At 74.5% G+C, this 24,527-nt stretch carries 22 protein-coding genes and 1 pseudogene; 19 read left to right on the top strand and 4 right to left on the bottom strand.

Annotation, left to right across the window (positions count from 1 at the left end; translation table 11 throughout):
* Positions 1 to 276: 276 nt before the first annotated feature.
* The 6 genes and pseudogenes from ABT006_RS01410 to ABT006_RS01385 all read left to right on the top strand — a co-directional run.
* Positions 277 to 840: pseudogene (locus ABT006_RS01410) on the top strand (hypothetical protein); the annotation flags it as partial.
* Positions 840 to 1,634, top strand: a complete 795-nt coding sequence (locus ABT006_RS01405; RefSeq protein ID WP_466022276.1) for a type II secretion system F family protein — start codon at positions 840 to 842, stop codon at positions 1,632 to 1,634. The pseudogene ABT006_RS01410 and the gene ABT006_RS01405, both read left to right, overlap by 1 nt.
* Positions 1,635 to 1,700: 66 nt before the next feature.
* The gene (locus ABT006_RS01400; RefSeq protein WP_208418639.1) at positions 1,701 to 1,829 is read left to right on the top strand and encodes a DUF4244 domain-containing protein; all 129 of its coding nucleotides are present in this window, start codon (positions 1,701 to 1,703) and stop codon (positions 1,827 to 1,829) included.
* On the top strand, positions 1,826 to 2,194 hold the full coding sequence (locus tag ABT006_RS01395; RefSeq protein WP_350701819.1) for a TadE family type IV pilus minor pilin: 369 nt from the start codon (positions 1,826 to 1,828) through the stop codon (positions 2,192 to 2,194). Before ABT006_RS01400 ends, ABT006_RS01395 begins: the two co-directional genes overlap by 4 nt.
* 41 nt (positions 2,195 to 2,235) lie before the next feature.
* A complete protein-coding gene (locus tag ABT006_RS01390) occupies positions 2,236 to 2,646 on the top strand; it encodes an Rv3654c family TadE-like protein (protein WP_350702674.1) in 411 nt (136 codons plus the stop codon).
* 12 nt (positions 2,647 to 2,658) lie between these two features.
* On the top strand, positions 2,659 to 2,781 hold the full coding sequence (locus ABT006_RS01385) for a hypothetical protein (RefSeq protein WP_350701817.1): 123 nt from the start codon (positions 2,659 to 2,661) through the stop codon (positions 2,779 to 2,781).
* Positions 2,782 to 2,861: 80 nt separating this feature from the next.
* Here the strand turns inward: ABT006_RS01385 and ABT006_RS01380 are convergent, their stop codons facing one another.
* Complete coding sequence (locus ABT006_RS01380) at positions 2,862 to 3,440, bottom strand: LURP-one-related family protein (RefSeq protein WP_350701815.1); 579 nt, start codon at positions 3,438 to 3,440, stop codon at positions 2,862 to 2,864.
* A gap of 255 nt (positions 3,441 to 3,695) precedes the next feature.
* The gene (locus ABT006_RS01375; protein ID WP_502890843.1) at positions 3,696 to 6,182 is read right to left on the bottom strand and encodes a DEAD/DEAH box helicase; all 2,487 of its coding nucleotides are present in this window, start codon (positions 6,180 to 6,182) and stop codon (positions 3,696 to 3,698) included.
* A gap of 235 nt (positions 6,183 to 6,417) precedes the next feature.
* Here ABT006_RS01375 and ABT006_RS01370 point away from each other — a divergent pair, with 235 nt between their 5' ends.
* The 6 genes from ABT006_RS01370 (at position 6,418) to topA (ending at position 14,476) form a co-directional block, all read left to right on the top strand.
* On the top strand, positions 6,418 to 6,774 hold the full coding sequence (locus ABT006_RS01370; protein ID WP_350701814.1) for an anti-sigma factor antagonist: 357 nt from the start codon (positions 6,418 to 6,420) through the stop codon (positions 6,772 to 6,774).
* Positions 6,774 to 7,208 (top strand): ATP-binding protein, encoded by a 435-nt coding sequence (locus tag ABT006_RS01365; protein WP_350684273.1) that lies wholly within the window; start codon positions 6,774 to 6,776, stop codon positions 7,206 to 7,208. Before ABT006_RS01370 ends, ABT006_RS01365 begins: the two co-directional genes overlap by 1 nt.
* A 376-nt stretch (positions 7,209 to 7,584) precedes the next feature.
* Positions 7,585 to 9,939 carry a sodium-translocating pyrophosphatase gene (locus ABT006_RS01360; RefSeq protein ID WP_350701813.1) on the top strand — a complete coding sequence of 785 codons (2,355 nt, stop codon included), beginning with the start codon at positions 7,585 to 7,587 and terminating at the stop codon, positions 9,937 to 9,939.
* A 115-nt stretch (positions 9,940 to 10,054) separates the two neighbouring features.
* Positions 10,055 to 10,597, top strand: coding sequence for a hypothetical protein (locus ABT006_RS01355; protein ID WP_350701811.1), 543 nt, complete (start codon positions 10,055 to 10,057; stop codon positions 10,595 to 10,597).
* Positions 10,594 to 11,298, top strand: coding sequence for a hypothetical protein (locus ABT006_RS01350; protein WP_502890842.1), 705 nt, complete (start codon positions 10,594 to 10,596; stop codon positions 11,296 to 11,298). Before ABT006_RS01355 ends, ABT006_RS01350 begins: the two co-directional genes overlap by 4 nt.
* Positions 11,299 to 11,632: 334 nt before the next feature.
* Positions 11,633 to 14,476 carry a type I DNA topoisomerase gene (topA, locus tag ABT006_RS01345; protein ID WP_350701810.1) on the top strand — a complete coding sequence of 948 codons (2,844 nt, stop codon included), beginning with the start codon at positions 11,633 to 11,635 and terminating at the stop codon, positions 14,474 to 14,476.
* A 9-nt stretch (positions 14,477 to 14,485) separates the two neighbouring features.
* Here topA and ABT006_RS01340 read toward each other — a convergent pair whose 3' ends face one another.
* Positions 14,486 to 15,799 (bottom strand): D-arabinono-1,4-lactone oxidase, encoded by a 1,314-nt coding sequence (locus ABT006_RS01340; RefSeq protein ID WP_350701808.1) that lies wholly within the window; start codon positions 15,797 to 15,799, stop codon positions 14,486 to 14,488.
* A gap of 225 nt (positions 15,800 to 16,024) precedes the next feature.
* Between ABT006_RS01340 and ABT006_RS01335 the strand changes: the two genes are divergently transcribed.
* Positions 16,025 to 16,600 carry a TetR/AcrR family transcriptional regulator gene (locus tag ABT006_RS01335; RefSeq protein ID WP_350701807.1) on the top strand — a complete coding sequence of 192 codons (576 nt, stop codon included), beginning with the start codon at positions 16,025 to 16,027 and terminating at the stop codon, positions 16,598 to 16,600.
* Positions 16,601 to 16,867: 267 nt separating this feature from the next.
* Here ABT006_RS01335 and ABT006_RS01330 read toward each other — a convergent pair whose 3' ends face one another.
* Entirely contained in the window at positions 16,868 to 18,076 is a 1,209-nt protein-coding gene (locus ABT006_RS01330) for an alanine racemase (protein ID WP_350701805.1), read from the bottom strand.
* Positions 18,077 to 18,375: 299 nt separating this feature from the next.
* Between ABT006_RS01330 and tmk the strand changes: the two genes are divergently transcribed.
* The 6 genes from tmk (at position 18,376) to ABT006_RS01300 (ending at position 24,395) form a co-directional block, all read left to right on the top strand.
* Positions 18,376 to 20,475, top strand: a complete 2,100-nt coding sequence (gene tmk, locus ABT006_RS01325; RefSeq protein ID WP_350702668.1) for a dTMP kinase — start codon at positions 18,376 to 18,378, stop codon at positions 20,473 to 20,475.
* Entirely contained in the window at positions 20,475 to 21,761 is a 1,287-nt protein-coding gene (locus ABT006_RS01320; protein WP_350701803.1) for a DNA polymerase III subunit delta', read from the top strand. Before tmk ends, ABT006_RS01320 begins: the two co-directional genes overlap by 1 nt.
* 145 nt (positions 21,762 to 21,906) lie before the next feature.
* On the top strand, positions 21,907 to 22,236 hold the full coding sequence (locus ABT006_RS01315) for a YbaB/EbfC family nucleoid-associated protein (protein ID WP_350701802.1): 330 nt from the start codon (positions 21,907 to 21,909) through the stop codon (positions 22,234 to 22,236).
* A gap of 1 nt (position 22,237) precedes the next feature.
* Positions 22,238 to 22,543, top strand: coding sequence for a hypothetical protein (locus ABT006_RS01310; protein WP_350701801.1), 306 nt, complete (start codon positions 22,238 to 22,240; stop codon positions 22,541 to 22,543).
* Positions 22,543 to 23,220 (top strand): hypothetical protein, encoded by a 678-nt coding sequence (locus tag ABT006_RS01305; protein WP_350701799.1) that lies wholly within the window; start codon positions 22,543 to 22,545, stop codon positions 23,218 to 23,220. The genes ABT006_RS01310 and ABT006_RS01305 overlap by 1 nt, the downstream gene beginning before the upstream one ends.
* Before the next feature lie 335 nt (positions 23,221 to 23,555).
* Positions 23,556 to 24,395, top strand: coding sequence for a PSP1 domain-containing protein (locus ABT006_RS01300; RefSeq protein WP_350701797.1), 840 nt, complete (start codon positions 23,556 to 23,558; stop codon positions 24,393 to 24,395).
* The last annotated feature ends 132 nt before the right edge of the window (positions 24,396 to 24,527 follow it).

The following is a 24,527-nucleotide window of genomic DNA, read 5'->3' as shown; positions in this document are numbered from 1 at the left end:
ACCCGGCGGGACGCGCGACGTCCTGTCGGCGCGCCGGCTCCGACCGCTGCACCCATCCGTCGACCTGACGTACGGGCGGCCCGTCCTGCGGGTACGGGACGGCGAGACTGGTCGGGCGTGCTGACCACGTCACCGAGGCGCACCCTGCTGCTGGTGGGGCTGGCCGGCGTCGCGGCCGGACTGCTGCTGGCCGGGCCGGTGGCGGCGGTGGCCGTCGGCGCCTACGGCACGCTGGCCGCCCGCGCGCTGCTCCGACGGCAGTCCGGCCAGCTGGCGGACCGTGCCCGGCGACGTCGGCTGGACGAACTCTGCGGGCTGGCCGCCGATCTGCGGGCCGGCCTGCCGGTGCCGGTCGCCGCCGAGCAGCTCACCCTCGGACGGCCCGGAATCCCCGCCGGGACAGGTCGGGAGGGCGCGGTGCCCGGCGACGGGCGGGCCTTCGACGTCGGATCGGACACGCTGCTCAAGCCGCCCCGGCGAGCCGCCGGCAACGGCCCGGACCGGCTGGAGCGGCTGGCGCGGGCGGCCGTACGTCTCGCCGACCGGACGGGCGCGCCGCTGGCCGAGCTGCTGGAGCGCATCGAGGCCGACGCCCGCTCCACCGACCGGGGACTGGCCGCCGCGGACGCCCAGGCTGCCGGGGCGCGCGCCACCGCGTTGCTGCTCGCCGCTCTGCCGCTCGGCGGCATCGGGCTCGGCTACGGCATCGGCGTCGACCCCGTGGCGGTGCTGCTGCACACCTCCGTCGGCGGTGCGTGCGCGGTCGCCGCCGTCGCCCTCCAGGTCGCGGGCCTGTTCTGGGCCGAGCGGCTCGGCGCAACACCGGGGCGGGCGAGCTGATGCCCCGGGCGGCGCTGGTCGCGGGCTGCCTGGCGGCGGTGGCCCTGCTCGCCGTCGCGTTCCTCGCCGGCCGGCGGCCTCTGCGCCGCCTGCGCGCCCTGCGCGGGGCGCCGCCCGGCGTACGTCCGGCCGGCTCGGTTGACCGACCGGTGGCGCCCGGGACCGGCGACGAGGCGCCGGAGGGTGCCCGGTCCCGGCGCCGGCCGGATGCGATCCGGCTCGCCGCCGGGCTGGGTGGTCTGGCCGTGGCCGTCGTGGTCGGCGGCTGGCCCGGGTTGCTGACAGCCGCGCCGGCGGCGCTGCTGCTCGACCGTTCGCTGCGCCGGATCGAGCCGCCGGCCGTACGCAGGCGGCGGCTGCGGGAGGCCGCCGACCTCCCGCTCGCCGCTGACCTTCTCGCGGCGGCGATGCGGGCGGGGGCGCCGGTGGACAGGTCCGTCCTGGCCGTGGCGGACGCGCTCGACGGGCCCCTCGCCGACCGGCTCGCCCGGGTGGGCCGGTTGCTGCGGCTCGGCGGCGGCCCCGAGGAGGCATGGGAGCCGCTCGCGTCGGTGCCGGGCGCCGAGCGGCTGACGGCTGCCGTCCGCCGCTCCTCGAACAGCGGCGGGGCGCTGGCCGGCGCGCTGACCCGGCTCGCCGACGACCTGCGCGCCGACCGGTCCACGGCTGCCGAGGCGGCCGCCCGCCGCGCCGGCGTCCTCATCGTGCTGCCGCTGGGGCTCTGCTTCCTGCCGGCCTTCATTCTCGCCGGCCTGGTGCCGGTGATCGTCGCCGTTCTCGGCGACGTGCTCTGACCAACCCTCCAGAAAGGACAAACACACGTGCGCAAACTTCTCGCCCGCCTGCATGGGGACGCCGGGATGAACACAGCGGAGTACGCCGTCGGCACGCTCGCCGCCGTCGCTTTCGCCGGGATCCTGCTGAAGGTGCTGACCTCCGGCAACGTGCAGTCCGCGTTGACCGCCGTCATCGACCGGGCGCTCAAGTGAGCTGGCGCCGGTCGGCCGGCCGCGACCGGGGTTCCTTCACCGCCGAACTGGCGGCCGGCCTGCCGGCGCTACTGCTGCTCCTGCTCACCGGGCTGACCGCGGTGAACGCCGTCGGCACGAGGGCGGGCTGCCTGCACGCGGCCCGGGAGGCGGCGCTCGCCGCCTCCCGGGGCGAGGACGGGGTGGCCGCCGCCGGCCGGGCGGCCCCGGCGGGCGCCGAGGTCACGGTCACGGTCGACGGTCAGCGGGTCACCGCCACCGTCCGAGGGCCCGTACGCGCACTCGGTACGCGGCTGCCCAGGATCACCGTGACCGCGACCGCGGTCGCGGCGGTGGAACCCGGCGTCCCGGCGGGCCGACCGTGACCGGGCCGACCGTGACCGGGCCGACCGTGACCGGGCCGACCGTGACCGGGCCGACCGTGACCAGCCCGTCAGTGCCTCGCCCCGGAGGAACCGGCGGGGAGCGTGGCGGAGCGACGGTCTGCCTGCTCGCGGTCGGGCTGGTGTTCGTCCTGGTCGGCCTGTTCGGGGCGGCCGTCGGTGCCGCCCAGACCGCCCGGCAGCGGGCCCGGGTCGCGGCGGACTTCGGCGCGCTTGCCGGTGCCGGGCAGGCCCTCAGTGGCGAAACGGCGGCGTGCGGTCGGGCAGCCGAGATCGCCGCCGCCAACGGCGGCTCATTGCTGGACTGCCGGCTCGACGGCCTCGACCTCCTGGTGACCGCGGAGGTGGCCGTCGCCCCGCTGCCCGGCCTGGCGCGGGCCGCCACGGCGACCGCCCGCGCCGGACCGGTCCGGGCTGACGAGGAGGGGGGCTGACCAGGAGAGGGGTTGGTCAGAGGCCAGGTCGCCCGGCCAGGCGGCAAGGAGCCGGGCCGGGGGCGGGAACGCCGCCTCGCCGCCGTGATCGGGCGCCTCGCCGTCGCCGTGATCCACCGCTTCCCGTCGCCGTGATCGGGCGCTTCGCCGCCGCCGTGATCCGGCGCCTCACGTCGCCGTCGAGCGCCGCCAGGCGTACCCCCGGGCCGGGCGGGTCAGCGTGCCTGGAGGGCGTCGAGGGCGATGGCCATCGCGATCACGAGTCGGCGGTCGATCTGCGGGTGCTGTACCTGGACGACGTACCGGTCGCGCAGGCCCCACTGCTTGATCACCGAGAAGACGGGCTGGCCGCCGGCGACGAAGTCGAAGTGGTACGGCAGCCAGGACAGCGAGTCGACGAAGCGCCGCAGCAGCGCCACCGGCATGCTGCGTTCCTGGCCGGTGATCTGCGGCAGGCCGGCCTGCTCCACGTGCCACGTGGAACGGAGCAGCGACTGGGCGAAGTCCTTGCGGAACAGGCCGATCGGGTTGCCGGCGTGGTCGGTCACGTCGTACGTGGCGCCGATGTCGAGGCGCTGGCGGGCCTTGAAGCCGAGCAGCGGCTGCTGCTTCGAGTCGTCGGTGTAGATCGTCACCTGCTCCTTGAAGGCGAGCCGCTTCTGCTGGGCGAACGCCAGCATCCCGCCTTCGGAGCCGTCCGGTGCGACGGCATGGACCTCGTACTGGTTGACCATCATCCGGATCCGCTGCCGGATGTGGAACTGCTGCTGGGACTGCAAGGTGTCGGGCTGCATGGGATCTCCTTCGAGGGGTGGGCCGGAGTGTCGCACAGGCTCAACCGTCGCGCCGGCCCTCAGGTAGCGAGCGGCCCCCGTCGTCACCCGCGCCTTCGCCACCCCGAACCCGTCGCCGGAACCCACCACCCGAGCCCACCACCCGAAGCCGCCGCTAGATCGCGCCGCCGGATCGCGCCGCCGGAATCCGCCTCCCGTGGGACGGCAGCGCGCGGCGGGCTGGTCAGTTCCGGACGGCAGCGCGCGGCGGGCTGGTCAGTCCCGGACGGCAGCGTCACCCGGAGCAGCGGCGCGAGGACCCGGGGCGCCACCGGCCTCCCCGGACCGGCGGGGCGCCGGTACGCCGTCGGGCAGGTTGGCGAGCACCACGTCCAGCACCTTCACCGCGTCCGGCTTCGAGAGCGGGTTGTTGCCGTTGCCGCACTTCGGGGACTGCACGCAGGACGGGCAGCCCGCCTCGCAGCCGCACTCCGCGATCGCGTCCCGGGTGGCCCGCAGCCAGGCCGCGGCCGTGCCGTAGGCGCGCTCCGCGAACCCCGCCCCGCCGGGGTGCCCGTCGTAGACGAAGACGGTCGGCGCCTCGGTGTCCGGGTGCACGGCGGTGGAGAGCCCGCCGATGTCCCAGCGGTCGCAGGTGGCGGTGAGCGGCAGCAGCCCGATCGCGGCGTGCTCGGCGGCGTGCAGCGCGCCCGGCACGTCTGCCGGCTCCACGCCGGCGGCCGCCAGAGACTGCGGCGACAGGGTGAACCAGACCGCCACGGTGCGCAGTTCCCGGGCCGGTAGGTCCAGCGGGCGGGTGTCGATGACCTCGCCGGAGGCGATCCGTCGTCGCTGGTACGACACCACCTGGCTGGTCACGTCGACCTCGCCGAGGAAGAGGCCGACGGGCCCGGCGTCCACGTACGAGCGGACCGACACCACCGACAGCGACGTGACGTCCCGGGCGTGGGTGGACCAGTCCGGCTCCTCGGGGTGCACCAGCGCGCACCCGTCGGCCAGGTCGAGCGAGTCGACCACGTACGAGAGGCCCTGGTGCAGGTAGACCGCGCCGGGGTGGAGCAGGAAGTGCGACGAGCCGCCGTCGACGGTGCCGAGCAGCCGCCCGGTCGCCGCCTCCACCACGCAGACCGGCGCGCCGCCCTCGCCGCGCAGGTCCACCTCCGGCCGTTCCCGGTGCCGCCAGTACCAGCCGGTCGGCCGCTGTCGCAGCGCCCCCGCCGCCACGAGCTGGTCCACCGCCTCCTTGGCTCCGTCGCCGAAGAGTTCAAGGTCAGCCGGGGTCAGCGGCGCCTCGACCGCCGCGCAGGCGAGCTGCGGGGCCAGCACGTACGGGTTGGCGGGGTCGAGCACGGTCGCCTCCACCGGCCGGCCGAACAGCGCCTCCGGGTGGTGCACCAGATAGGTGTCGAGCGGGTCGTCCCGGGCGACCAGCACGGCGAGCGCCTCCTGCCCGGAGCGCCCGGCCCGGCCGGCCTGCTGCCACAGCGAGGCCCGCGTGCCCGGGTAACCGCAGATCAGCACCGCGTCGAGCCCGATCAGGTCGACGCCCAGCTCCAGCGCGTTGGTCGAGGCCAGCCCGAGCAGGTCGCCGTGCAGCAGCGCGCGTTCCAGTTCGCGTCGCTCCTCGCGCAGGTAGCCGGCCCGGTAGGCGGCCACCCGGTCGCCGAGGCCGGGTACCGCCTCGTCGAGGGCGCGGCGGGCGTTCGCGGCGACCACCTCGGCGCCGCGCCGGGAGCGCACGAAGGCCAGTGTGCGTACCCCCTCGGCGACCGTGTCGGTGAGCAGGTCGGCCGTCTCCCGCAGCGCCGACCGGCGGACCTGGGTCAGGTCCGCCTGCTGGTCCGCGTGGGAGTCCGGCGGCAGCAGCGGCGGCTCCCAGAGCGCGAAGGTCACCCCGCCGCGCGGCGAGGTGTCCTCGGTGACGGCGGCGACGGGCAGCCCGGTGAGCCGCCCGGCCGCCGCCGCCGGGTCACCGGAGGTCGCCGAGGCCAGCACGAAGACGGGGGTACGCCCAAACCGGGCGCACTGCCTACGCAGTCGGCGCAGCACGTGCGCGACGTGCGAGCCGAAGACTCCCCGGTAGGTGTGGCACTCGTCGATCACCACGTACGCGAGCCGGCGCAGGAACCCGGACCACTGGGCGTGGCCGGGCAGGATGCCGTGGTGCAGCATGTCCGGGTTGGTCAGCACGAACCGCGAGTGCCGCCGGATCCACTCCCGCTCGGCACGCGGGGTGTCGCCGTCGTAGCAGGCGGGGCGTACGCCCTCCAGCTCCAGCGCGGCGACGGCGCGCAACTGGTCGGCGGCGAGCGCCTTCGTCGGCGCCAGGTAGAGCACGGTGGCCCGGGGGTCGGCGAGCAGGGTGGCCAGCGCGGGGAGCTGGTAGGCCAGGGACTTGCCGGACGCGGTGCCGGTGGCGACCACCACGTGCTGGCCGTCGTACGCCAGGGTGGCGGCCTCGGCCTGATGCCGCCAGGGCGCGACCACGCCGCGCCGGGCGAACGCCGCGCGCAGCTCCTCCGGCGCCCAGCCCGGCCACGGGGCGGGCGTCCCGGCCCGGGCCGGGACCCGTTCGACGTGGGTGACCGGATCGACGCCGTTGCGGGCGCGCAGCCGGCCCAGCAGGTCGGCCGGCGATCGCCCGGGGCCGGCGCCTGCGGATACGGTGGCTGCGGACGACGGCTTCAGGTCGTCGCGCGGCGTCGGGGGCGTCGAGCCGGAGCTGTCGGACGACGGCTTCAGGTCGTCGCGCGGCGTCGGGGGCGTCGAGCCGGAGCTGTCGGACGACGGCTTCAGGTCGTCGCGCGGCGTCAGACGCGCCGAGCTGAAGCTGTCGGAGGTCACGTCCTGCACTCTCGCACTGGTGTTCGCAGATGAAAAGCGGGGTATGGGGATGCCTTCGCCGGTGAGCAGAGCCGTATCCGGCGGGGATGGTTAGATGCCCAGGAGAGTTTACGGCTCTTGCGAGGGAGGACCGATGGAGCTGTCGCTGGCGACCCGCACCGTGGGCGAGCACACAGTGCTTGAGGTCGGCGGTGAGGTGGACGTCTACACCGCCCCCCGGCTGCGGGAACGGCTCCTCGAACTGATCGACGGCGGTGCCCGCCACGTCGTGGTCGACCTCGGCCGGGTGGACTTCCTCGACTCCACCGGCCTGGGCGTGCTGGTGGGCGCGCTCAAGCGGCTGCGCTCGGTCGGCGGTTCGTTCGCGTTGGTCTGCGACAAGGAGCCGCTGCTCAAGATCTTCCGGATCACCGCGCTCGACCAGGTCTTCCCGTTGCATCCCACGGTCGACGCGGCGATCGGCGCGGGCCCGGCCGGCGCTGGCGCGTGATGGCCACGGTCCGGCTCTCCTTCTCGCCGGCCCCGGTGCACGTGCGCACCGCGCGCCTGGTCGGTGTGGCGGTCGCCCGGCGCGCCGGGGTCCGCGAGGACCTGCTCGACGAGGTGCGCCTCGCCATCGGCGAGGCGTGCACGCGCGCGGTCGCCCTGCACCGGCAGTACGGCGTGCCCGACCCGGTGCTCGTCGAGATGTCCGACAGCGGGGCGTACGCGGTGCGGGTCGTCGACCGCGCGCCGATCGAGGCCGGCCTCGGCCTGGCCGCGCTGGACGCCGACCAGCTCGCCAACGAGTCGTTGAACGAGGACGACCTCACCACCGGCGTCGGCTTCGCGCTGCTCGCCGGCTTCGTCGAGGACCTCCAGGTCCGCCCGGTCGACGAGGGCATCGGCACCGAGGTGCGGATGGTCTGGCCCGTGGGCCGCTGAAGCTGATCCGCCCCGGCCCCGGCGAGGGGTCGCGCCGCTGCTCCACCGCCCTCCGGCAGAGGGCGTCGCACGCCGTCAGGCCGCGTCCCGCGAAGGGACGCGGCCTCCTTGTCATGGACGGACTCCTATATCAGATTTTTCCTCATAACACAGCGACGAAGATCATCGAGACAGGGTGCCCCCTCGGTGTGACCTCCGACACTGCGGAGGGCTACAGTACGCGGGTTGTCAGCAAGTGATCGCATCCCGCAACCAGCGGGAACGGTGTCATCGCTGGTCCGCCGGGGTGGGTTGGCGCGCTTGCGAATCCGCATCCAGGCGCCGGGTCGGTGCGTCTCCACCGGCCGGCGCGAGCGTTCGGTACAGGAGGACACAGATGTCCGACACCTTGGCCGCCGAGGGCGGCGGGATCTCCCTCACCGGAAACAATGTCACGTACGTCGTCATCGCCGCGGTGATCGCGCTGGTGGCGCTCGCCTTCGCCGCCGCACTGACGAAGGCCGTCCTGGCCGCCGGCAAGGGCACCACCAACATGCAGGAGATCTCCGGCGCGGTCCAGGAGGGCGCCTCGGCCTACCTGCTCCGGCAGTTCCGCACCCTGGCGATCTTCGTGGTCATCGCCGTGGTGCTGCTCTTCCTGCTGCCGGTGCACGACACCGACGGCAACGAGACGGCGGTGAAGATCGGGCGCTCCGCCTTCTTCGTCGTCGGCGCGCTGTTCAGCGCGTTCATCGGCGGCGCCGGCATGTGGCTGGCCACCCGGGCCAACCTGCGGGTCGCCGCCGCCGCCCGGGAACGGCAGGGCGGCCGCGAGGGCGCCATGAAGATCGCCTTCCGTACCGGCGGCGTCGTCGGCTTCCTCACCGTCGGGCTCGGCCTCTTCGGCGCCGCGCTGGTCGTGCTCTTCTTCCGGGGCGACGCGCCGACCGTGCTGGAGGGCTTCGGCTTCGGCGCCGCGCTGCTCGCCATGTTCATGCGGGTCGGCGGCGGCATCTTCACCAAGGCCGCCGACGTGGGCGCCGACCTGGTCGGCAAGGTCGAGCAGGGCATTCCCGAGGACGACCCGCGCAACGCCGCCACCATCGCCGACAACGTGGGCGACAACGTCGGCGACTGCGCCGGCATGGCCGCCGACCTGTTCGAGTCGTACGCCGTGACCCTGGTCGCCGCGCTGATCCTCGGTCGCGCCGCCTTCGGCGAGCAGGGCCTGGTCTTCCCGCTGATCATCTCCACCATCGGCGTGCTCATCGCGATCGTCGGCGTCTTCATCACCCGGCTGCGCGCCTCGGACCGCAGCGGCCTGACCGCGATCAACCGGGCCTTCTACATCTCGGCGCTGCTGTCCGCGGTGCTGGTCGCCGTCGCCACGTACGCGTACCTGCCGGCCACCTTCGCCGAGCTGGAGGGCGGGCTCACCGACGTCGACGAGAACCCGCGGGTCGTCGCCATCGGCGCGGTCGTCATCGGCATCGTGCTGGCCGCCGCGATCCAGGCGCTGACCGGCTACTTCACCGAGACCGACCGGCGCCCGGTGCAGGACATCGGCAAGAGTTCCCAGACCGGCCCCGCCACCGTCATCCTCGCCGGCATCAGCGTCGGCCTGGAGTCGGCGGTCTACTCGGCGCTGCTGATCGGTGCCGGCGTGTTCGGCGCGTTCCTGCTCGGCGGCAGCTCCATCACGCTCTCGCTGTTCGCCGTGGCGCTGGCCGGCACCGGCCTGCTCACCACGGTCGGCGTGATCGTCGCGATGGACACGTTCGGCCCGATCTCCGACAACGCCCAGGGCGTGGCGGAGATGTCCGGCGACATCGACGAGCACGGCGCCCGGACGCTGACCGAGCTGGACGCGGTCGGCAACACCACCAAGGCGATCACCAAGGGCATCGCGATCGCCACGGCCGTGCTCGCCGCGACGGCGCTCTTCGGCTCCTACACCGACACGCTGCGCACCGCGTACTCCGATGCGGGGGTGGGCGACGTCGGCGCCGAGATCCTCAATTCGCTGAACGTGGCGAACCCGCGCAACCTGGTCGGCCTGATCATCGGCGCGGCGGTGGTCTTCCTCTTCTCCGGGCTGGCCATCAACGCGGTCTCCCGCTCGGCCGGCGCGGTCGTGATGGAGGTCCGCCGGCAGTTCCGCGAGCTGCCCGGGATCATGGACCGCACCCAGCGCCCCGAGTACGGCAAGGTCGTCGACATCTGCACGCGGGACGCGCAGCGCGAGCTGATGACCCCCGGCCTGCTCGCCATCCTCGCCCCGATCGCGGTCGGCTTCGGCCTCGGGCCGGGCGCGCTCGCGGCGTACCTGGCCGGGGCGATCGGGGCCGGCACGCTGATGGCGGTCTTCCTGGCCAACTCGGGCGGCGCCTGGGACAACGCGAAGAAGCTCGTCGAGGACGGCGCGTACGGCGGCAAGGGCTCCGAGTCGCACGCCGCGACCGTCATCGGCGACACCGTCGGCGACCCGTTCAAGGACACCGCCGGCCCGGCGATCAACCCGCTGATCAAGGTGATGAACCTGGTCTCGCTGCTGATCGCGCCGGCCGTGGTGGCCTGGAGCGTGGGCGACGAGAAGAACACCGCCCTGCGGGTCGGCATCGCCGTGGTGGCGACGCTGATCGTCGTCGCGGCGGTGGTGTTCAGCAAGCGCAAGGGCGTGGCGATGTCCGACTCCGGTGCCGGCACCGGCACGGGCAGCCCGGACCAGCGACCGGAGACGGTCAACGCCTGATCCCGTCCGGCATCCCGGTCCCCGGTCGGCCCGCGTGGTCGGCCGGGGACCGTCCGGGCCGCCGCGGCAAACCTGAGCGGTGCCCCGGCTCGACACAGGTCGTACGCTGCTTCGCATGCGCACGTGCCGGGCGACAACCGCCGGAAAGCTCACGGTGGTCCTGGCCACGCTCGTCCTCGTGGCCGCTGGCTGCGGTGGCGGCCCCAGCCCGCAGGCGTGGGCGGCGTCGGTCTGCTCGGCGCTCACGCCGTGGCGGGCCGAGATCAGCAAGCTGACCAGCAGCACCGACCAGCAGATGACCGCCCAGACCACCCCGGCGCAGGCGAAGGAGAACCTGGTGCGGCTCTTCGGCGGCGCGGAGCAGGCCAGCGAGACCGCCCGGCGCAAGGTCGAGCAGGCCGGCGTCCCGGAGGCCGAGCACGGTGCGGAGGTCTCCGCCGGGTTCCGCGCGTCCCTGGAGAAGATGCGCGACGCGTACGGCCGGGCCCGCGACACCATCGACGGGCTGAGCACCGGGCAGCCCGCCGCCTTCTACGACGGCGTCCGAGCCGCCGTGGACACGCTGAACAAGGAGTACGACGCCAGCGCGCTCGACACCAGCCGGCTCAACTCGGAGGAGTTGAAACGGGCCTTCGACGAGGTGCCGGAGTGTCGCTGAGCGGGACCGGCGAGTCGGACGGCCTGACGCCGCCCGCGCTGTTCCCGGCGCCCGAGCCGGACCGGATGGCGCCGGCGCCCCGCCGGGCCGCCCCGCCCCCGCCGGGCGACGTCGACGACTCCGCCCGGCAACTGCCGTTCTTCGCCGCCGAGGCGGCGGACCCGTCCCTCGCCGACCTCGCCGGGCTGCTCGCCGGTCCGGGCGAGGTGGTCCGGATGGGCGGGACGGCCCGCCTCTCCGTGGTGGTGGACGCCGCCTGGCGCGTGCACGTGCTCGCCGCCGAGCTGGCGCTGCGCGGGGTGGCGGCCACCTGGGAGGCGACCGCCGACGGGCGGCACGCGGTGCGCACCTCGTACGCCCGCACCCTGAAGCCGCTCGCGGTGGCCTGGCTGCGCGGCTCCGGCAAGCGTCCGCCCGCCGGGTTCCACCTCAACGGCCGGCGGCTGCGGCTCTGGCTCGCCGCGGCGGGGGTGGCCGAGCCGCCCGGCTACCTGCTCCGGCTCGGCGTGGCCGACGAGGAGTGCTGGGAGCCGGTCGGCGGGGCGCTCGCCGCGGTCGGCCTGTCCGGGGCCCTCCTGGGGCCGGCCGACGGCGGCCCGGCGTACCGGATCGCCGGCCGCCGCCGGCTCGCCCGCCTGGCCGAGCTGGTCGGGGACCCGCCGCCCGCCGCCCCGCCGACGGCCTGGCCCGGCCACCCCTGACCCGGCCCGCCCCCGCTCCGCCGGTGTCCGATCCGGGACAGCCGGACGCGGAAATCCGCAGGAAAACGGCCGGGTGGCGCGTCGACCGACGGCCCGCCATCGTCACAGTGTCCCGCCTCCCGGCACACGCACGGTGTACGGTGGCGCCGTCCGGCACCGCCAGCGCCGCCGGAGAGAAGGTGCCGCCCCGCCGGGGGCGGTTTGCCGCCCGCGAAACCCGAAACGCGGGCGGCGCGTTACGTTGGACGTCCGGGCCGCCGGGGGTCGGCGGGTCGGAAGCGGGCCCGAACCGGGCACCGCGCGGCTGCGAGCAGGAGTGAGGTCGGGGAGAAACGTGCCGAGCAACGCTGGAACCACCCGTCTGGTCATCGTCGAGTCACCGGCGAAGGCCAAGACGATCTCGGGCTACCTCGGCCCGGGATACGTCGTGGAGGCCAGCTTCGGCCACGTCCGGGACCTCCCACGCAACGCCGCCGACGTGCCGGCGAAGTACAAGGGCGAGCCGTGGGCGCGGCTCGGGGTGGACGTCGACAACGGCTTCCACGCCCTCTACGTGGTCTCCGCCGACCGCAAGCAGCAGATCAGCAAGCTGGTGAAGCTGGCCAAGGAGGTCGACGAGATCTTCCTGGCGACGGACGAGGACCGCGAGGGCGAGGCGATCGCCTGGCACCTGGTGGAGACCCTCAAGCCCAAGGTGCCGGTCAAGCGGATGGTCTTCCACGAGATCACCAAGCCGGCGATCCAGGCGGCGGTGGCCAACCCCCGCGAGATCGACCGGGACCTGGTCGACGCCCAGGAGGCCCGGCGCATCCTCGACCGGCTCTACGGCTACGAGGTCTCCCCGGTGCTGTGGAAGAAGGTCATGCCGAAGCTCTCGGCGGGCCGGGTGCAGTCCGTGGCGACCCGGATCGTGGTGGAGCGGGAACGGCAGCGGATGGCCTTCCGCACGGCGGAATACTGGGACATCCTGGCCACCCTCGCCGTGGCGAACGCCGGCGAGGGGCCGCGCAACTTCAACGCCACCCTGGTCGCGCTGAACGGCGACCGCATCGCCACCGGCAAGGACTTCGAGCCGACCACGGGCCGCGTGAAGCCCGGCGCCGGGGTGGTGCACCTGGACGAGGGCGGGGCCCGGGGGCTCGCGGCCCGCCTGGAGGGCCGGCCGTTCACCGTCACCCGCGTCGAGGAGAAGCCCTACCGGCGTCGCCCGTACGCGCCGTTCATCACCTCCACCCTCCAGCAGGAGGCGGCCCGCAAGCTGCGGTTCTCGTCGCAGCAGACGATGCGCACCGCGCAGCGCCTCTACGAGAACGGCTACATCACCTACATGCGTACCGACTCGGTGAACCTGTCGGAGACCGCCATCGCGGCGGCCCGCCGGCAGATCGTCGAGCTGTACGGCGAGCGCAGCGTGCCGCCGGAGCCGCGCCGTTACACCGGCAAGGTGAAGAACGCGCAGGAGGCGCACGAGGCGATCCGCCCCGCGGGGGACAACTTCCGCACCCCGGGCGACGTGGCCAAGGAGCTGTCGGCCGAGGAGTTCAAGCTCTACGAGCTGATCTGGCGGCGCACCATCGCCTCGCAGATGACCGACGCCGTCGGCTCCAGCGTCTCGGTGCGCATCCGCGCCGTCTCCTCCGCGCAGGAGGAGGCCGACTTCGGCGCCACCGGCAAGACCATCACCGACCCGGGCTTCCTGCGCGCGTACGTCGAGTCGAGCGACGACGAGAACGCCGAGGCCGAGGACGCCGAGCGCCGGCTGCCCACCCTCGTCAAGGACCAGCCGCTCACCGCCGACGAGCTGGCCGCGCAGGGTCACCACACCCAGCCACCGTCGCGCTACACCGAGGCGTCGCTGGTCAAGGCCCTCGAAGAGCTGGGCATCGGCCGTCCCTCGACGTACGCGTCGATCATGCAGACCATCCAGGACCGTGGGTACGTCTTCAAGCGCGGCCAGGCGATGATCCCGTCATTCCTGGCGTTCGCCGTGATCGGCCTGCTGGAGCGGCACTACCCGCGCCTGGTCGACTACGACTTCACGGCCAGCATGGAGAACGAGCTGGACGAGATCGCCGGCGGCGACCACGCGGCGGTCGACTTCCTCACCGCGTTCTACTTCGGCAGCGCCAACGGCGCCGGCGACCGGGACATCGCCCGCTCCGGCGGCCTGAAGAAGCTGGTCACCGAGAACCTCAGCGAGATCGACGCGCGCAGCGTCAACTCGATCCCGCTGTTCACCGACGACGACGGCCGCGAGGTCGTCGTCCGGGTCGGCCGCTACGGCCCGTACCTCCAGCGGGCGGTGCCGGGCGAGCAGCCGGCGCCCGCCGCGGAGGGCGAGGAGGGCGGCGGCCAGGGCGACCGGGCGCCGATCCCCGAGGGGCTGGCGCCGGACGAGCTGACCCCGGAGAAGGTGCACGAGCTGTTCCTCGGGGGCGGGGGCGAGCGGAAGCTCGGCGACGACCCGGCCACCGGCGAGCCGATCCTGCTCAAGTCGGGCCGCTTCGGCCCGTACGTGGCCAGCGGTGAGCGCAAGTCGTCGCTGCTGCGCTCGCAGTCGCCGGACTCGCTGACCCTCGACGAGGCGCTGAAGCTGCTCAGCCTGCCCCGGCTGGTCGGCGTGGCCCCGGACGGTGTCGAGGTCTTCGCGAACAACGGCCGCTACGGCCCGTACGTCAAGCGCGGCGACGAGTTCCGCTCGCTGGACTCCGAGGACAAGATGTTCAGCGTCACGCTGGACGAGGCGCTGGCCCTGCTGGCCGCCCCGAAGACCCGCCAGCGGCGGGCCGCCGCGCCGCCCCTGCGGGAGATGGGCGCCGACCCGCTGACCGAGAAGCCGCTGGTCATCAAGGACGGTCGGTTCGGCCCGTACGTCACGGACGGGGAGACCAACGCGTCGCTGCGCCGGGGCCAGACCCCGGAGGCGCTGAGCATCGAGGAAGCCTCCGAGATGCTCGCCGAGAAGCGCGCGAAGGGCCCGGCGCCGAAGAAGAAGGCCGCCGCGAAGAAGGCGCCCGCCAAGAAGGCCGCGGCGACGAAGGCGACGGCGGCGAAGAAGACGGCCGCGGCGACGAAGTCCACGGCCGCCAAGAGCACGACGACGGCCAAGGCCACCCCGGCGAAGAAGGCCCCGGCCAAGAAGGCGGCGCCCCGGAAGGCCACCACCACCGCCGACTGACCCGCCACCTCAGCCGAGGATTCGGGTGAGGTGTGGGTTGGTGAAGAGACGGTCGGGGTCCAGGCGGTCGCGTTCTGCCAGGAAGTCCGGGAAGCGGGGGTACGCGGGGGCCAGCGACCCCGCGTCCCGCCAGTGCAGCTTGCCCCAGTGCGGACGACCGCCCAACCCCTCCGCGACCTGCTCGAACGCGCGGAAGTACGGCTCGTACGGCATGCCGACGTACTGGTGGATCGCCACGTACGCCGACTCGCGCCCGTACCCGTGGGAGAGCCAGATGTCGTCGGCGGCGCTGAACCGCACCTCCACGGGGAAGAGCACCTTGAAGGGCAGGCCGTCCACGATCCGGCGGAGCGCGCCGAGCGCCTCGCCGAGCGCCTCGCGCGGCAGCCCGTACTCCATCTCCACGAAGCGGACCCGGCGCGGGGTGCAGAAAACCTTGTCGGAGCGGCCCGTGTAGCGGCGTTCGGTGAGCGCCCGCGCGGAGACCGCGCTGATCCTCGGCGCGAGCGCCGGCACGGCGCGGCCGAGCCGGCAGGCGCCCTCGAAGACGGTGTTGGACAGGAAGTCGTCGTCCAGCCACCCGCGCCACCGGGGCAGCGGCCGGTCGTCGACGGGCACCCGGTCGTTGGTCTTGACCTGCACCCGGTCGGTGTACGGGAACCAGTAGAACTCCGCGTGGTCGTGCCCCTCGACCAGCGCCGGCAGGTCGGCCAGCACGGCGTCCAGCGGCGCCGGCCGCTCGTGCGCGTGCAGCACGAAGGCGTCCACGCAGCGCAGGGTGACCTCGACCAGCACGCCCAGGGCGCCCAGGGAGACCCGGGCGGCGGCGAAGACGTCGGGGTTCTCGTCGGCGGAGCAGCGCAGCACCTCGCCGGTGCCGGTGACGAGGGTGAGCGCCTCGACGAACGTCGACAGGCAGCCGTACGCGGCACCGGTGCCGTGGGTGCCGGTGGAGATCGCCCCGGCGATCGTCTGCGCGTCGATGTCGCCGAGGTTGGGCAGCGCGAGACCGTGCGCGGCGAGCAGGTCGTTGAGCGCGCACAGGGTGATCCCGGCCGGTACGGTGACCAGTCGGCGGTCGACGTCGACGCGTACGCCGGTGTCCAGTGCGGTCAGTTCCATCCGCCGTCCGTCGGCGACCGCGACGCCGGTGAAGGAGTGGCCGCTGCCGACCACCCGGATCCGGTCTCCGGCCGTCGCGGCGGCGCGTATGGCATCGGTGACGTCGGAGAGAGAGGTGGGGCGCAGGATGGCGGTGGCGGTGGCGCGCTGGTTGCCGGCCCAGTTGGACCAGGCGGCGGTGGACGCTGCGGTGCCGGCCATGCACACTCCTCGACATGAATGTGAACTGACTTCATATCAGGAACGTTGTCGCAGGTAAATACCGCAATCGAGTCTTGCTCGTTGTACTGGTAGTCACGAACTCGTGACGTGCAGATATGTTCATCCGTCGAAGGGGGGTGGCGCCGAGTGTCCACACCAGCCGCCACAGCCGGGCCGCTGCGCCGCGTACCGGTGCAGGGTCGAAGTGTCGCTCGGGTCCAGCGGATGCTGGACGCCTGTGCCGAACTCGTCGACGAGGTGGGGTACGAGGGGCTCACCACGACCCTGCTCGCCGAGCGTGCCGAGGTGGCGATCGGGTCGGTGTACCAGTTCTTTCCGGACAAACGGGCGATCGTGCAGGCGCTCACCCTGCGCACGATGGAGTCCTACCTCCAGCGGCTCGACGAGCGTTTCGCCACCGACGACCTGACCTACTGGTGGGACGGGGTCGACGCGGGGATCGACGAGTACATCACGATGCAACGCACCGTCCCGGGATTCCGTACCCTGCACTTCGGCGACGTGGTCGACCTGCACCTGCTCGATGAGCAGCGGGACAACAACGGGGTGATCGCGGACCAGTTGGCCCGCGTGCTCGGCGAGCGCTTCGGCCTGACCGACGTCCCCGACCTCCGGTTCCACCTGGAGATCGCCGTGGAGACGGCCGACGCGCTGATCAAGCTGGCGTTCCGTCGGCAGCCGGAGGGTGACGAGCGGGTGCTGGCCGAGGCGAAGGCGCTGATCCGGGAGTACCTGCACCGACAGGTCGACGCCCCGGCCGACGCCGGCCAGCCCGGCTGACCCCGGTCCGCCGGCCGGGCTGACCCCGGACCGCCGGCCCGGGTGCGTGGGTGGCGGGACCGGACGCGAAGGCCCGGGGTGCGCCGGGCGCGAAGCGGGGTGCGGGACGACACGGTGCGTAGGACGTACCCGGGGTGCGCCGGGCGACAGGTGCGGAAAAGACGGAACGGCCGGGGTGCGCCGGCCGGTGGACAGGGCGCGACGGCCCGGGTGCGCCGGGCGGCGGAAAGCGGCAGAACGGCCCGGGGTGCGCCGGGTCGGTGAGTCTCAGAGGAAGGCGTGGCCCTCGCCCCGGTAGGTGGGCACGGTGGCCACGACCGCATTTCCCTCGACCAGGTGCAGCTCGTTGACGTGCTCGCACAGCTCGCCGGCCTTCGCGTGCCGGAACCAGACCCGGTCGCCGACCCGCAGGGTGGCGGCCGCCGTGCCGGCCAGCGGGGTCTGCACCTCGCCGGCCCCCTCGGTGCCGACCAGTTTCAGCCCGCCGGGCAGCCACGGGCGGGGCAGCCGGCTGTCCTCCGCCGGGCCGGAGGCGACCCAGCCGCCGCCGAGCACGGTGGCCAGGCCGGGCGCCGGGCGGCGGACCACCGCGCAGGCGAAGAACGCCGCCGGGGTGGGGCGCCAGGCGCGGTAGGCGTCGAACAGCGTCGGCCCGTACAGGCCCGATCCCGCGGTGACCTCGGTGACCGCGGGATCGGCGCTGGTCGCGGCCAGGCTGCCGGTGCCGCCGCCGTTGACGAACTCCAGGTCGGCGTGTTCGCGTACGGCGGCCACCGCCGCGGCCCGGCGGGCCAGCAACTCGCGGTACGACCCGCGCTGGGCCAGCCGGATCGCGGAGCCGAGCACCGCCCGCCCGGGCGGCGCGTCCCCGAGGCCGGCGATCTGCGCCTCGTACGACATCAGCCCGACGAGCCGGAAGCCGGCGCGGCCCGCGACGGTGGCGGCGAGCGCGCCGGCCGCCCGGGCGCTGTGCACCGGCGAGCGGCGCACCCCGATGTGCACCCGCCCGCCGAGCGGTCGCCAGGAGGCGTCCAGGTCGAGGCAGACCCGCAGCTCGGGACGCCCGCCGGGAGCCCGCACGGCGTCGACGAGGTCGAGCTGGTCGGTGCCGTCGACCATCAGCGTGACGGCGGCGGCGAGCGCCGGGTCGGCGGCGAGCTCGGCGAGCGCTCCCCGGTCGACGGTGGGGTACGCCACCAGCGCGTTGTCGGTCACGCCGGCGCGGACCAGCCAGATCGCCTCGGGCAGGGTGAAGGCCATCACGCCGTGCCAGCCCGGCCGCCCCAGCGCCCGGCCGATCAGCTCCCGGGCGCGGACCGACTTGCTGGCGACGCGGATCGGCTTGCCACCGGCGCGGCCGGCCAGCGCGGCGGCGTTGCCGTCGAAGGTGGCGAGGTCGACCACGGCGTACGGCGGGTCGAGGTGCGCGGTCGCCCGGTCGAGCCGCTCACGGAGTCTGTCGCTTTCGGTGGCCACGTCTGCACGCTAACTGTCTGGGAGTGAATGCGAAATACCCTCGCGTCTGTCCGGGCTGACGGCGGTGGCCGCGGCGGCCTAGGCTCGGCGAGCAGGAGAATGTCGCGGCGGGGAAGGTTCCCCACCGGGTCTAGAGTGTTCCACCGGGACTGCCCAGCGATGGGCCGGCACGTGGAGGTACGGCCATCGAAAGCCAGTTCAACGGCGAGTCGCCCGGCGTGTCGTCGTCATCGAACAAGCCCGGCGGCACCGCCGACCAGCCCGTTGCCGACCTGTCCGGCTACGCCGGCATCCGGTCGGTGCTGCGCATCACGCCGTTCCGCCGGCTCTGGATCGTGCTCGGCGCGGCGTCGTTCGGCGACTGGTTCGGCCTGCTCGCCACGTCGGTCTTCGCCGCCTCCCAGGTCGAGGGGAGCACTGCCCAGGGCGCCGCGTTCGGTGGCGTCATCGCCATCCGGCTGCTGCCGGCGCTGGTGCTCGGTCCGGTCGCCGGCGTGCTCGCCGACCGGTTCGACCGGCGCTGGACGATGGTCATCTGCGACATCCTGCGGTTCCTGCTCTTCGCCTCGATCCCGATGGCCGCGCTGCTCGGCGCCCCCGGCGGGGCGGTGGTCGCCTGGGCGGCGATCGCCACCTTCCTGATCGAGTCGCTCACGCTGCTGTGGATCCCGGCCAAGGAGGCCGCGGTCCCCAACCTGATCCCGCGCGCCCGGTTGGAGGCCGCCAACCAGCTCACGCTGATCACCACGTACGGCCTCACGCCGGTCCTGGCCGCGCTGATCCTCGCCGCGCTCGACGGCATCGTGCGGGCGGCGACCGGGGGCTCGACGCCCAACTGGGCGGAGCCGGCCGATCTGGCGCTCTGGTTCAACGCGTTCTCCCGGCTGGCCACCGCGCTGGTGGTGGCGTACGGCATCAAGGAGATCAGCCAGGGGCAGGTCGCGGAGCGGAGCGGCGGCGAGCAGAGCATGCTGCGCCAGTTCAAGGAGGGCTGGCGCTACATCGGCCAGACCCCGCTGGTCCGCGGCCTGGTGCTCGGCATCTTCGGCGCGTTCGCCGGCGGCGGCATCGTGATCGGCACGGCGAAGTTCTTCGCCACCTCGCTCGGCGCCGGCGACGCCGCCTTCTACCTGCTCTTCGGCGCCATCTTCGTCGGCCTCGCGCTCGGCATCGGGCTCGGCCCGATGATCGTCAAGGACATGTCCCGGCGGCGCTGGTTCGGCATGAGCATCGTGCTGGCCAGCGCGTCGGTGATGGCCCTGGCCTTCGCCATCCACCTGTCGATGGCGATGGTCGGCGCGGTCCTGGTCGGCGCGGGCGCCGGGATGGCGTTCCTCTCCGGCACGACCCTGCTCGGCGGGGAGATCGCCGACGAGGTGCGGGGCCGGGTCTTCGCGGTGGTGCAGATCGGCACCCGGCTGGTGCTGATCCTCGCGATCGGCCTCAGCAGCCTGCTCGCCGGCGTCGGCGGCTCGCGTCGGCTGGAACTGGCCGACCTGGGCGTCTCGATCTCGTCCACCCGACTGCTGCTGCTCGCCGCCGGCGCCGCCGGCATCTTCGCCGGGATCAGCGCGTTCGGGCAGATGGACGACAAGAAGGGCGTCCCCGTCCTGGCCGACCTCTGGGGCTCCGTCCGGGGCCGCCCGTTGATGCCCGCCGAGCTGTTCGTCTCCGCCGGCCTCTTCGTGGTCTTCGAGGGCGGCGAGGGCGCCGGCAAGTCCACCCAGCTCGCCGCGCTCGCCGAGCGGCTGGGCGGGCAGGGGCGCGACGTGGTGGTCACCCGCGAGCCGGGCGCCACCGCCGTCGGCGAGCGGATCCGGTCGCTGCTGCTCGGCGCGCCCGGGTCCGACGTGCCGTCGCCGCGCGCCGAGGCGCTGCTCTACGCCGCCGACCGGGCGCACCACGTGGCCACCGTCGTCCGGCCGGCGCTCGTCCGCGGCGCGGTGGTGATCAGCGACCGGTACGTCGACTCGTCCCTGGCGTACCAGGGCGCGGGGCGGACGCTCCCCGTCGACGAGGTCTCCTGGCTGTCCTCCTGGGCCACCGGCGGGCTCAAGCCCGACCTCGTGGTGCTGCTCGACGTCGACCCGCACACCGGCCTGTCCCGGGTGGCGTCCCGCGCCGAGGCGGCCGACCACGTGGAGGCCGAGTCGGTCGCCTTCCACGAGCGGGTCCGGTACGCCTTCCTCGACCTCGCCGCCGCCGACCCGAAGCGCTACCTGGTGCTCGACGCGTCCCGCCCGGTCGAGGAGATCGCCGAGCAGGTGGCCCGGCGGGTCGAGGAGATGCTGGGCACCCCGGGCGGCATCGTGCACCCGCGCCCCGCCCAGGGGCCGGACACCTCGGTGCAGCCGGAGTTATCCGAATCGGAGCTGGTGACGATGGAGCATCGGACCTGATGCCGGACGTCTTCGCCGACCTGGTCGGGCAGGACGAGGCGGTCGACACGCTGCGCCGCGCCGCCGCCTCGGCGGCGGCCGTGCTGCGCGCCGCCGTCCCGCCCACGACCGACGCCGCCGGGGACGAGTTCGACGCGCTCGCCGAGGAGGCCGAGGGCGCGGGCGCCGGGGGCGCGGGGGCGGGTGCCGCCGCCGATCCCGGGGCAGGGATGACGCACGCCTGGATCTTCACCGGGCCGCCCGGGTCGGGCCGGTCGGTGGCCGCCCGGGCCTTCGCCGCCGCCCTGCAGTGCACGTACGGCACCGGCTGCGGCCAGTGCCCCGGCTGCCACACCACCATGGCCGGCACGCACGCCGACGTCCGGCTGGTGGTGCCGGAGGGGCTCTCCATCGGCGTCAACGAGATGCGGGCGCTGGTGCTGCGCGCCGCCAGCACCCCGTCGGGCGGGCGGTGGCAGGTGGTGGTCATCGAGGACGCGGACCGGCTCACGGAGGCCGCCGGCAACGCGCTGCTCAAGGCCATCGAGGAGCCGCCGCCGCGTACGGTCTTCCTGCTCTGTGCCCCGTCCACCCACCCGGACGACATCTCGGTGACCATCCGGTCGCGCTGCCGGGTCGTACCGCTGCGGCAGCCGGCGGCCGAGGCGGTGGCCGAGGTGCTGGCCCGCCGGGACGGCGTGGCGCCCGACGTGGCGCAGTGGGCGGCGGCGGCCGCGCAGGGGCACGTGGGCCGGGCCCGCCGCCTGGCCCGCGACCCGGAGGCGCGCACCCGCCGGGAGGCGGTGCTCGCGGTGCCGCGCCGGCTGACCGGCGTGGGGGCCGCGTTCGACGCGGCGTCGGCGCTCATCGAGGCGGCGGAGGCGGAGGCGGCGGCGTCGGTGGCGGAGACCGACGCGACCGAGCGGGCGGCGCTGGAGACGGCGCTCGGCGCCGGCGGCACCGGGCGGGGCGCGGCCGGCGCGATCCGGGGCGCCGCCGGCCAGCTCAAGGACCTGGAGAAGCGGCAGAAGTCGCGGGCCACCCGGGCGCAGCGGGACGCGCTCGACCGCGCCCTGGTCGACCTGGCCGGCTTCTACCGGGACGCGCTCACCATGGCGCTGCGCGCCCCCGTGGCGCCGGTGCACACCGACACCGCCGCGCTGGCCGGGGCGGGCGCGCAGAAGTGGGACGCCGAGGGGGCGCTGCGCCGCCTGGAGGCGGTGCTGGAGTGCCGGGCGGCGATCGAGGCGAACGTCAAGCCCCGGATCGCCGTCGAGGCGATGATGCTCGCGCTCTGGAAGGGCTGACCCGCCCGTTCGGCACCGGGCCGGATTCCGCCGGCGCGACGGTTGTCCACAGGCATCGACAGCCGCAATTGCTGTGCGGTACGGTCCGGTGTGCCGTGACGGTGGCGGCACGCTCAGTGATGACCTGTCCGGGAGGAGTCCGCCGATGTCGCGGGGGGAGATCGACGAGGCCTGGATCGAGGAGGCGGTGCGGCGTTACCGCCGGATCGAGTCCCTCCAGGCCGAGTTCGACCGGGCGGTGGCGACCGTCGAGGTCACCGTCCGGTCGCCCGACGGGCTGGTCGAGGTGGTGGTCACCGCCGGCGGGCGGATCACCGACGTCCGGTTCCTCGGCCCGCTGCACACCCGCAGCCCCCGGGACGTCGCCGGCTCGGTGCAGGCCGCGGTCACCGCGGCGGCGGATGCAGCCCAGTGGGCCCGGGAGAAGCTGCACAACGAGACCTTCGCCGCCTACCGTCCGCTGGCGGGAGCCTGACATGGACACCCTGCACGCCCTCGCCGCCCGGCTCGACCAGGCGAGCGAGACCATGACGGCCGTGTCCCGCACGGTCACCGCCGGCGACCCGCCGCAGGCCGCGTTCGGCGCCGACGCCCCCGGCCGGCCCGGCGAGATCGGGCGGGCCCTGCACCGGCAGTGGATCGCGGCCACCGGCGACCGGGCCCGGGAGGCGCACGCCGTGGCGCAGCGGCTGGCGGTCGCGGCGGCGGCGGTGCGGGCCGCCGCCGACCACTACGCCGACGCCGACCGCGCCGCCCGACACCGGCTGACCGGGGAGGCGTGATGGACACGCTGGACCGGCTCGCCGAGCCCGGGCTCGACCTGCTGGGCCGGGTCGACACGCTGCTCGCCGCCGGGGCGCCCGAGGGCCACCGCGTCTGGCCGCTGCTGCGCCGGATGCAGGTGCTCCCCGGCGAGGCGGTCCGGAACTTCCTCGACCTGCACCCGGCGCCGCTGGCGGGCGCCGGCCACGCGGCGCGCCGGCTCGTCCGGGGCTACGACGACGCCTCCGCCGCGCTGGCCGATCCGGTGCTCTGGTCCGGTCCGGCAGCGTCGGCCCACGGGCAGGCCCGGGCGGCCCTGCTGCGCCATCTCGACGAGGGGCCGGAGAGCCTGATCGGGCGGCTGGAGTCCACCGCCGGTTACGCCGACGCGCTCGCCGACTGGGTGGAGGGCAGCCGGCGGGCGCTGGCCCGGGCGCTGGCCGACGTGCTGCGCTCCGCCGAAGCGGTGGCCGTGGTCGCGGCGACCTCGGTGCCGGGCGGCGGACCGGGGCACCGGGGGCCGGGCGGGACCGAGGCCGCCGAGATCGCCGCGCGGGTGTTGGCGGTGCTCTGCGTCGCGTACGACGGGGCGGAGACGCTGCTGCGCCAATGGGGGCCGAGCCTGGCCGAGTCCCGCTGGTGGGAGCCGGTGGCCGACCGCCCCCGCTACGACGCCCCCACCCGGATCGGCTGGTAGTTTCCGACAGCCCCGCCCGGGTGGCGCGCCCGGCGTTTCCGCGACGGACCCCGGCACGGCGCACGGCGTCGCGCCCAGGGCCCGGTCCGGCCGGGCTCCGGCGGCGACGCCGTGGCCTTTCCCCCTGCACCCCCCGCAGGTCTGCCTCCACTCAACGCCTCCGGTGCTCGTTTGTCCCGTACGGGGCAGCGGAATCAACCGTCCGGGCGAGGGGGACGGCACGACGAGGTGGCCTGCGAATCGGTTGACTCGACCACTGTGGATGGCTGCACGGCGTAGTCGGGCGGCGACGGCCGGCCCCGCCGCAGCCGCCCGGCCGTCGTAGGGTGAGAGGCATGGGCATGCTCTGCGCGGTCAGCTTCCAGCGGTACGGGCGCCTCTACTACCTCGACCCGGGCGAGCTGCGCCCGCAGGTCGGCGACAAGGTGCTGGTGCCGACCGACGACGGGCCCGAGGTGGCCGAGTGCGTCTGGGCCGCGCAGTGGGTCTCCGAGGACACGGCGGGCTTCCCCCGACTGGCCGGGCTCGCGCAGGACGAGGACCTGCGCCGCGACGAGGCGGTGCGCCGGCGCAAGGCCGAGGCGAAGGTCGCGGCGAAGCGGCTGATCCGGGAGCACGGCCTGCCGATGAAGGTGGTGGCGGTCGACCACGTGTTCGGCTCCGGCGAGGGGAGCGGCGAGCGGAGCACCATCTACTTCACCGCCCCGCACCGGGTGGACTTCCGCTCGCTGGTCCGTGACCTGGGGGCCACCCTGCACTGCCGGGTCGAGCTGCGCCAGCTCTCCGCCCGGGACTCGGCGCGGGTGCAGGGCGGCATCGGCTCATGCGGCCGCGACCTCTGCTGCGCCACATTCCTCACCGACTTCGAGCCGGTGACCATCCGGATGGCCAAGGACCAGGACCTGCCGCTCAACCCGCTGCGCATCTCCGGCGCGTGCGGCCGGCTGATGTGCTGCCTCAAGTACGAGCATCCTCTTTACCAGCGGTTCCAGGAATCCGCCCCGGGGATCGGCGCACGGGTGTCGACGCCGGAGGGCGACGGCCGGGTGGTCGGCCACAGCGTCCCGCGCGACTCCGTCACGGTCCGCCTGGACGCCGACGGCTCCCGCTGCTCCTGCTCCCGCGCCTCGGTCTGCGGCCCCCGCCAGGCCCACGACCAGCACTACAACCCCTGACCCACCCCCACCCCCACCCCACCCTCCTCTCCGTGCGCCCCCGCGCGGTTGATCATGAAGTTGTTGCCACCCACATCGACGTGTCGCAACAACAACTTCATGATCAACGAGGCCGGCGGCCGGTGGGGGTTG

Origin of the sequence: Micromonospora sp. NPDC002717 (genome assembly GCF_040295705.1) — a bacterium.
GTDB lineage: Bacteria > Actinomycetota > Actinomycetes > Mycobacteriales > Micromonosporaceae > Micromonospora.
The sequence above is the reverse complement of the archived record's forward strand: the minus strand, read 5'-3'. Positions and strand labels throughout refer to the sequence as shown.

What these genes read in the sequence shown, in the direction of transcription:
- ABT006_RS01405 (WP_466022276.1), top strand. Translation starts at nt 840, where the DNA reads ATGCCCCGGGCGGCGCTGGTCGCGGGCTGCCTGGCGGCGGTGGCCCTG.
- ABT006_RS01400 (WP_208418639.1), top strand. Translation starts at nt 1,701, where the DNA reads ATGAACACAGCGGAGTACGCCGTCGGCACGCTCGCCGCCGTCGCTTTC.
- ABT006_RS01380 (WP_350701815.1), bottom strand. Translation starts at nt 3,440, where the DNA reads ATGCAGCCCGACACCTTGCAGTCCCAGCAGCAGTTCCACATCCGGCAG.
- ABT006_RS01370 (WP_350701814.1), top strand. Translation starts at nt 6,418, where the DNA reads ATGGAGCTGTCGCTGGCGACCCGCACCGTGGGCGAGCACACAGTGCTT.
- ABT006_RS01365 (WP_350684273.1), top strand. Translation starts at nt 6,774, where the DNA reads ATGGCCACGGTCCGGCTCTCCTTCTCGCCGGCCCCGGTGCACGTGCGC.
- ABT006_RS01360 (WP_350701813.1), top strand. Translation starts at nt 7,585, where the DNA reads ATGTCCGACACCTTGGCCGCCGAGGGCGGCGGGATCTCCCTCACCGGA.
- ABT006_RS01355 (WP_350701811.1), top strand. Translation starts at nt 10,055, where the DNA reads ATGCGCACGTGCCGGGCGACAACCGCCGGAAAGCTCACGGTGGTCCTG.
- ABT006_RS01340 (WP_350701808.1), bottom strand. Translation starts at nt 15,799, where the DNA reads ATGGCCGGCACCGCAGCGTCCACCGCCGCCTGGTCCAACTGGGCCGGC.
- ABT006_RS01335 (WP_350701807.1), top strand. Translation starts at nt 16,025, where the DNA reads ATGCTGGACGCCTGTGCCGAACTCGTCGACGAGGTGGGGTACGAGGGG.
- ABT006_RS01320 (WP_350701803.1), top strand. Translation starts at nt 20,475, where the DNA reads ATGCCGGACGTCTTCGCCGACCTGGTCGGGCAGGACGAGGCGGTCGAC.
- ABT006_RS01315 (WP_350701802.1), top strand. Translation starts at nt 21,907, where the DNA reads ATGTCGCGGGGGGAGATCGACGAGGCCTGGATCGAGGAGGCGGTGCGG.
- ABT006_RS01310 (WP_350701801.1), top strand. Translation starts at nt 22,238, where the DNA reads ATGGACACCCTGCACGCCCTCGCCGCCCGGCTCGACCAGGCGAGCGAG.
- ABT006_RS01305 (WP_350701799.1), top strand. Translation starts at nt 22,543, where the DNA reads ATGGACACGCTGGACCGGCTCGCCGAGCCCGGGCTCGACCTGCTGGGC.
- ABT006_RS01300 (WP_350701797.1), top strand. Translation starts at nt 23,556, where the DNA reads ATGGGCATGCTCTGCGCGGTCAGCTTCCAGCGGTACGGGCGCCTCTAC.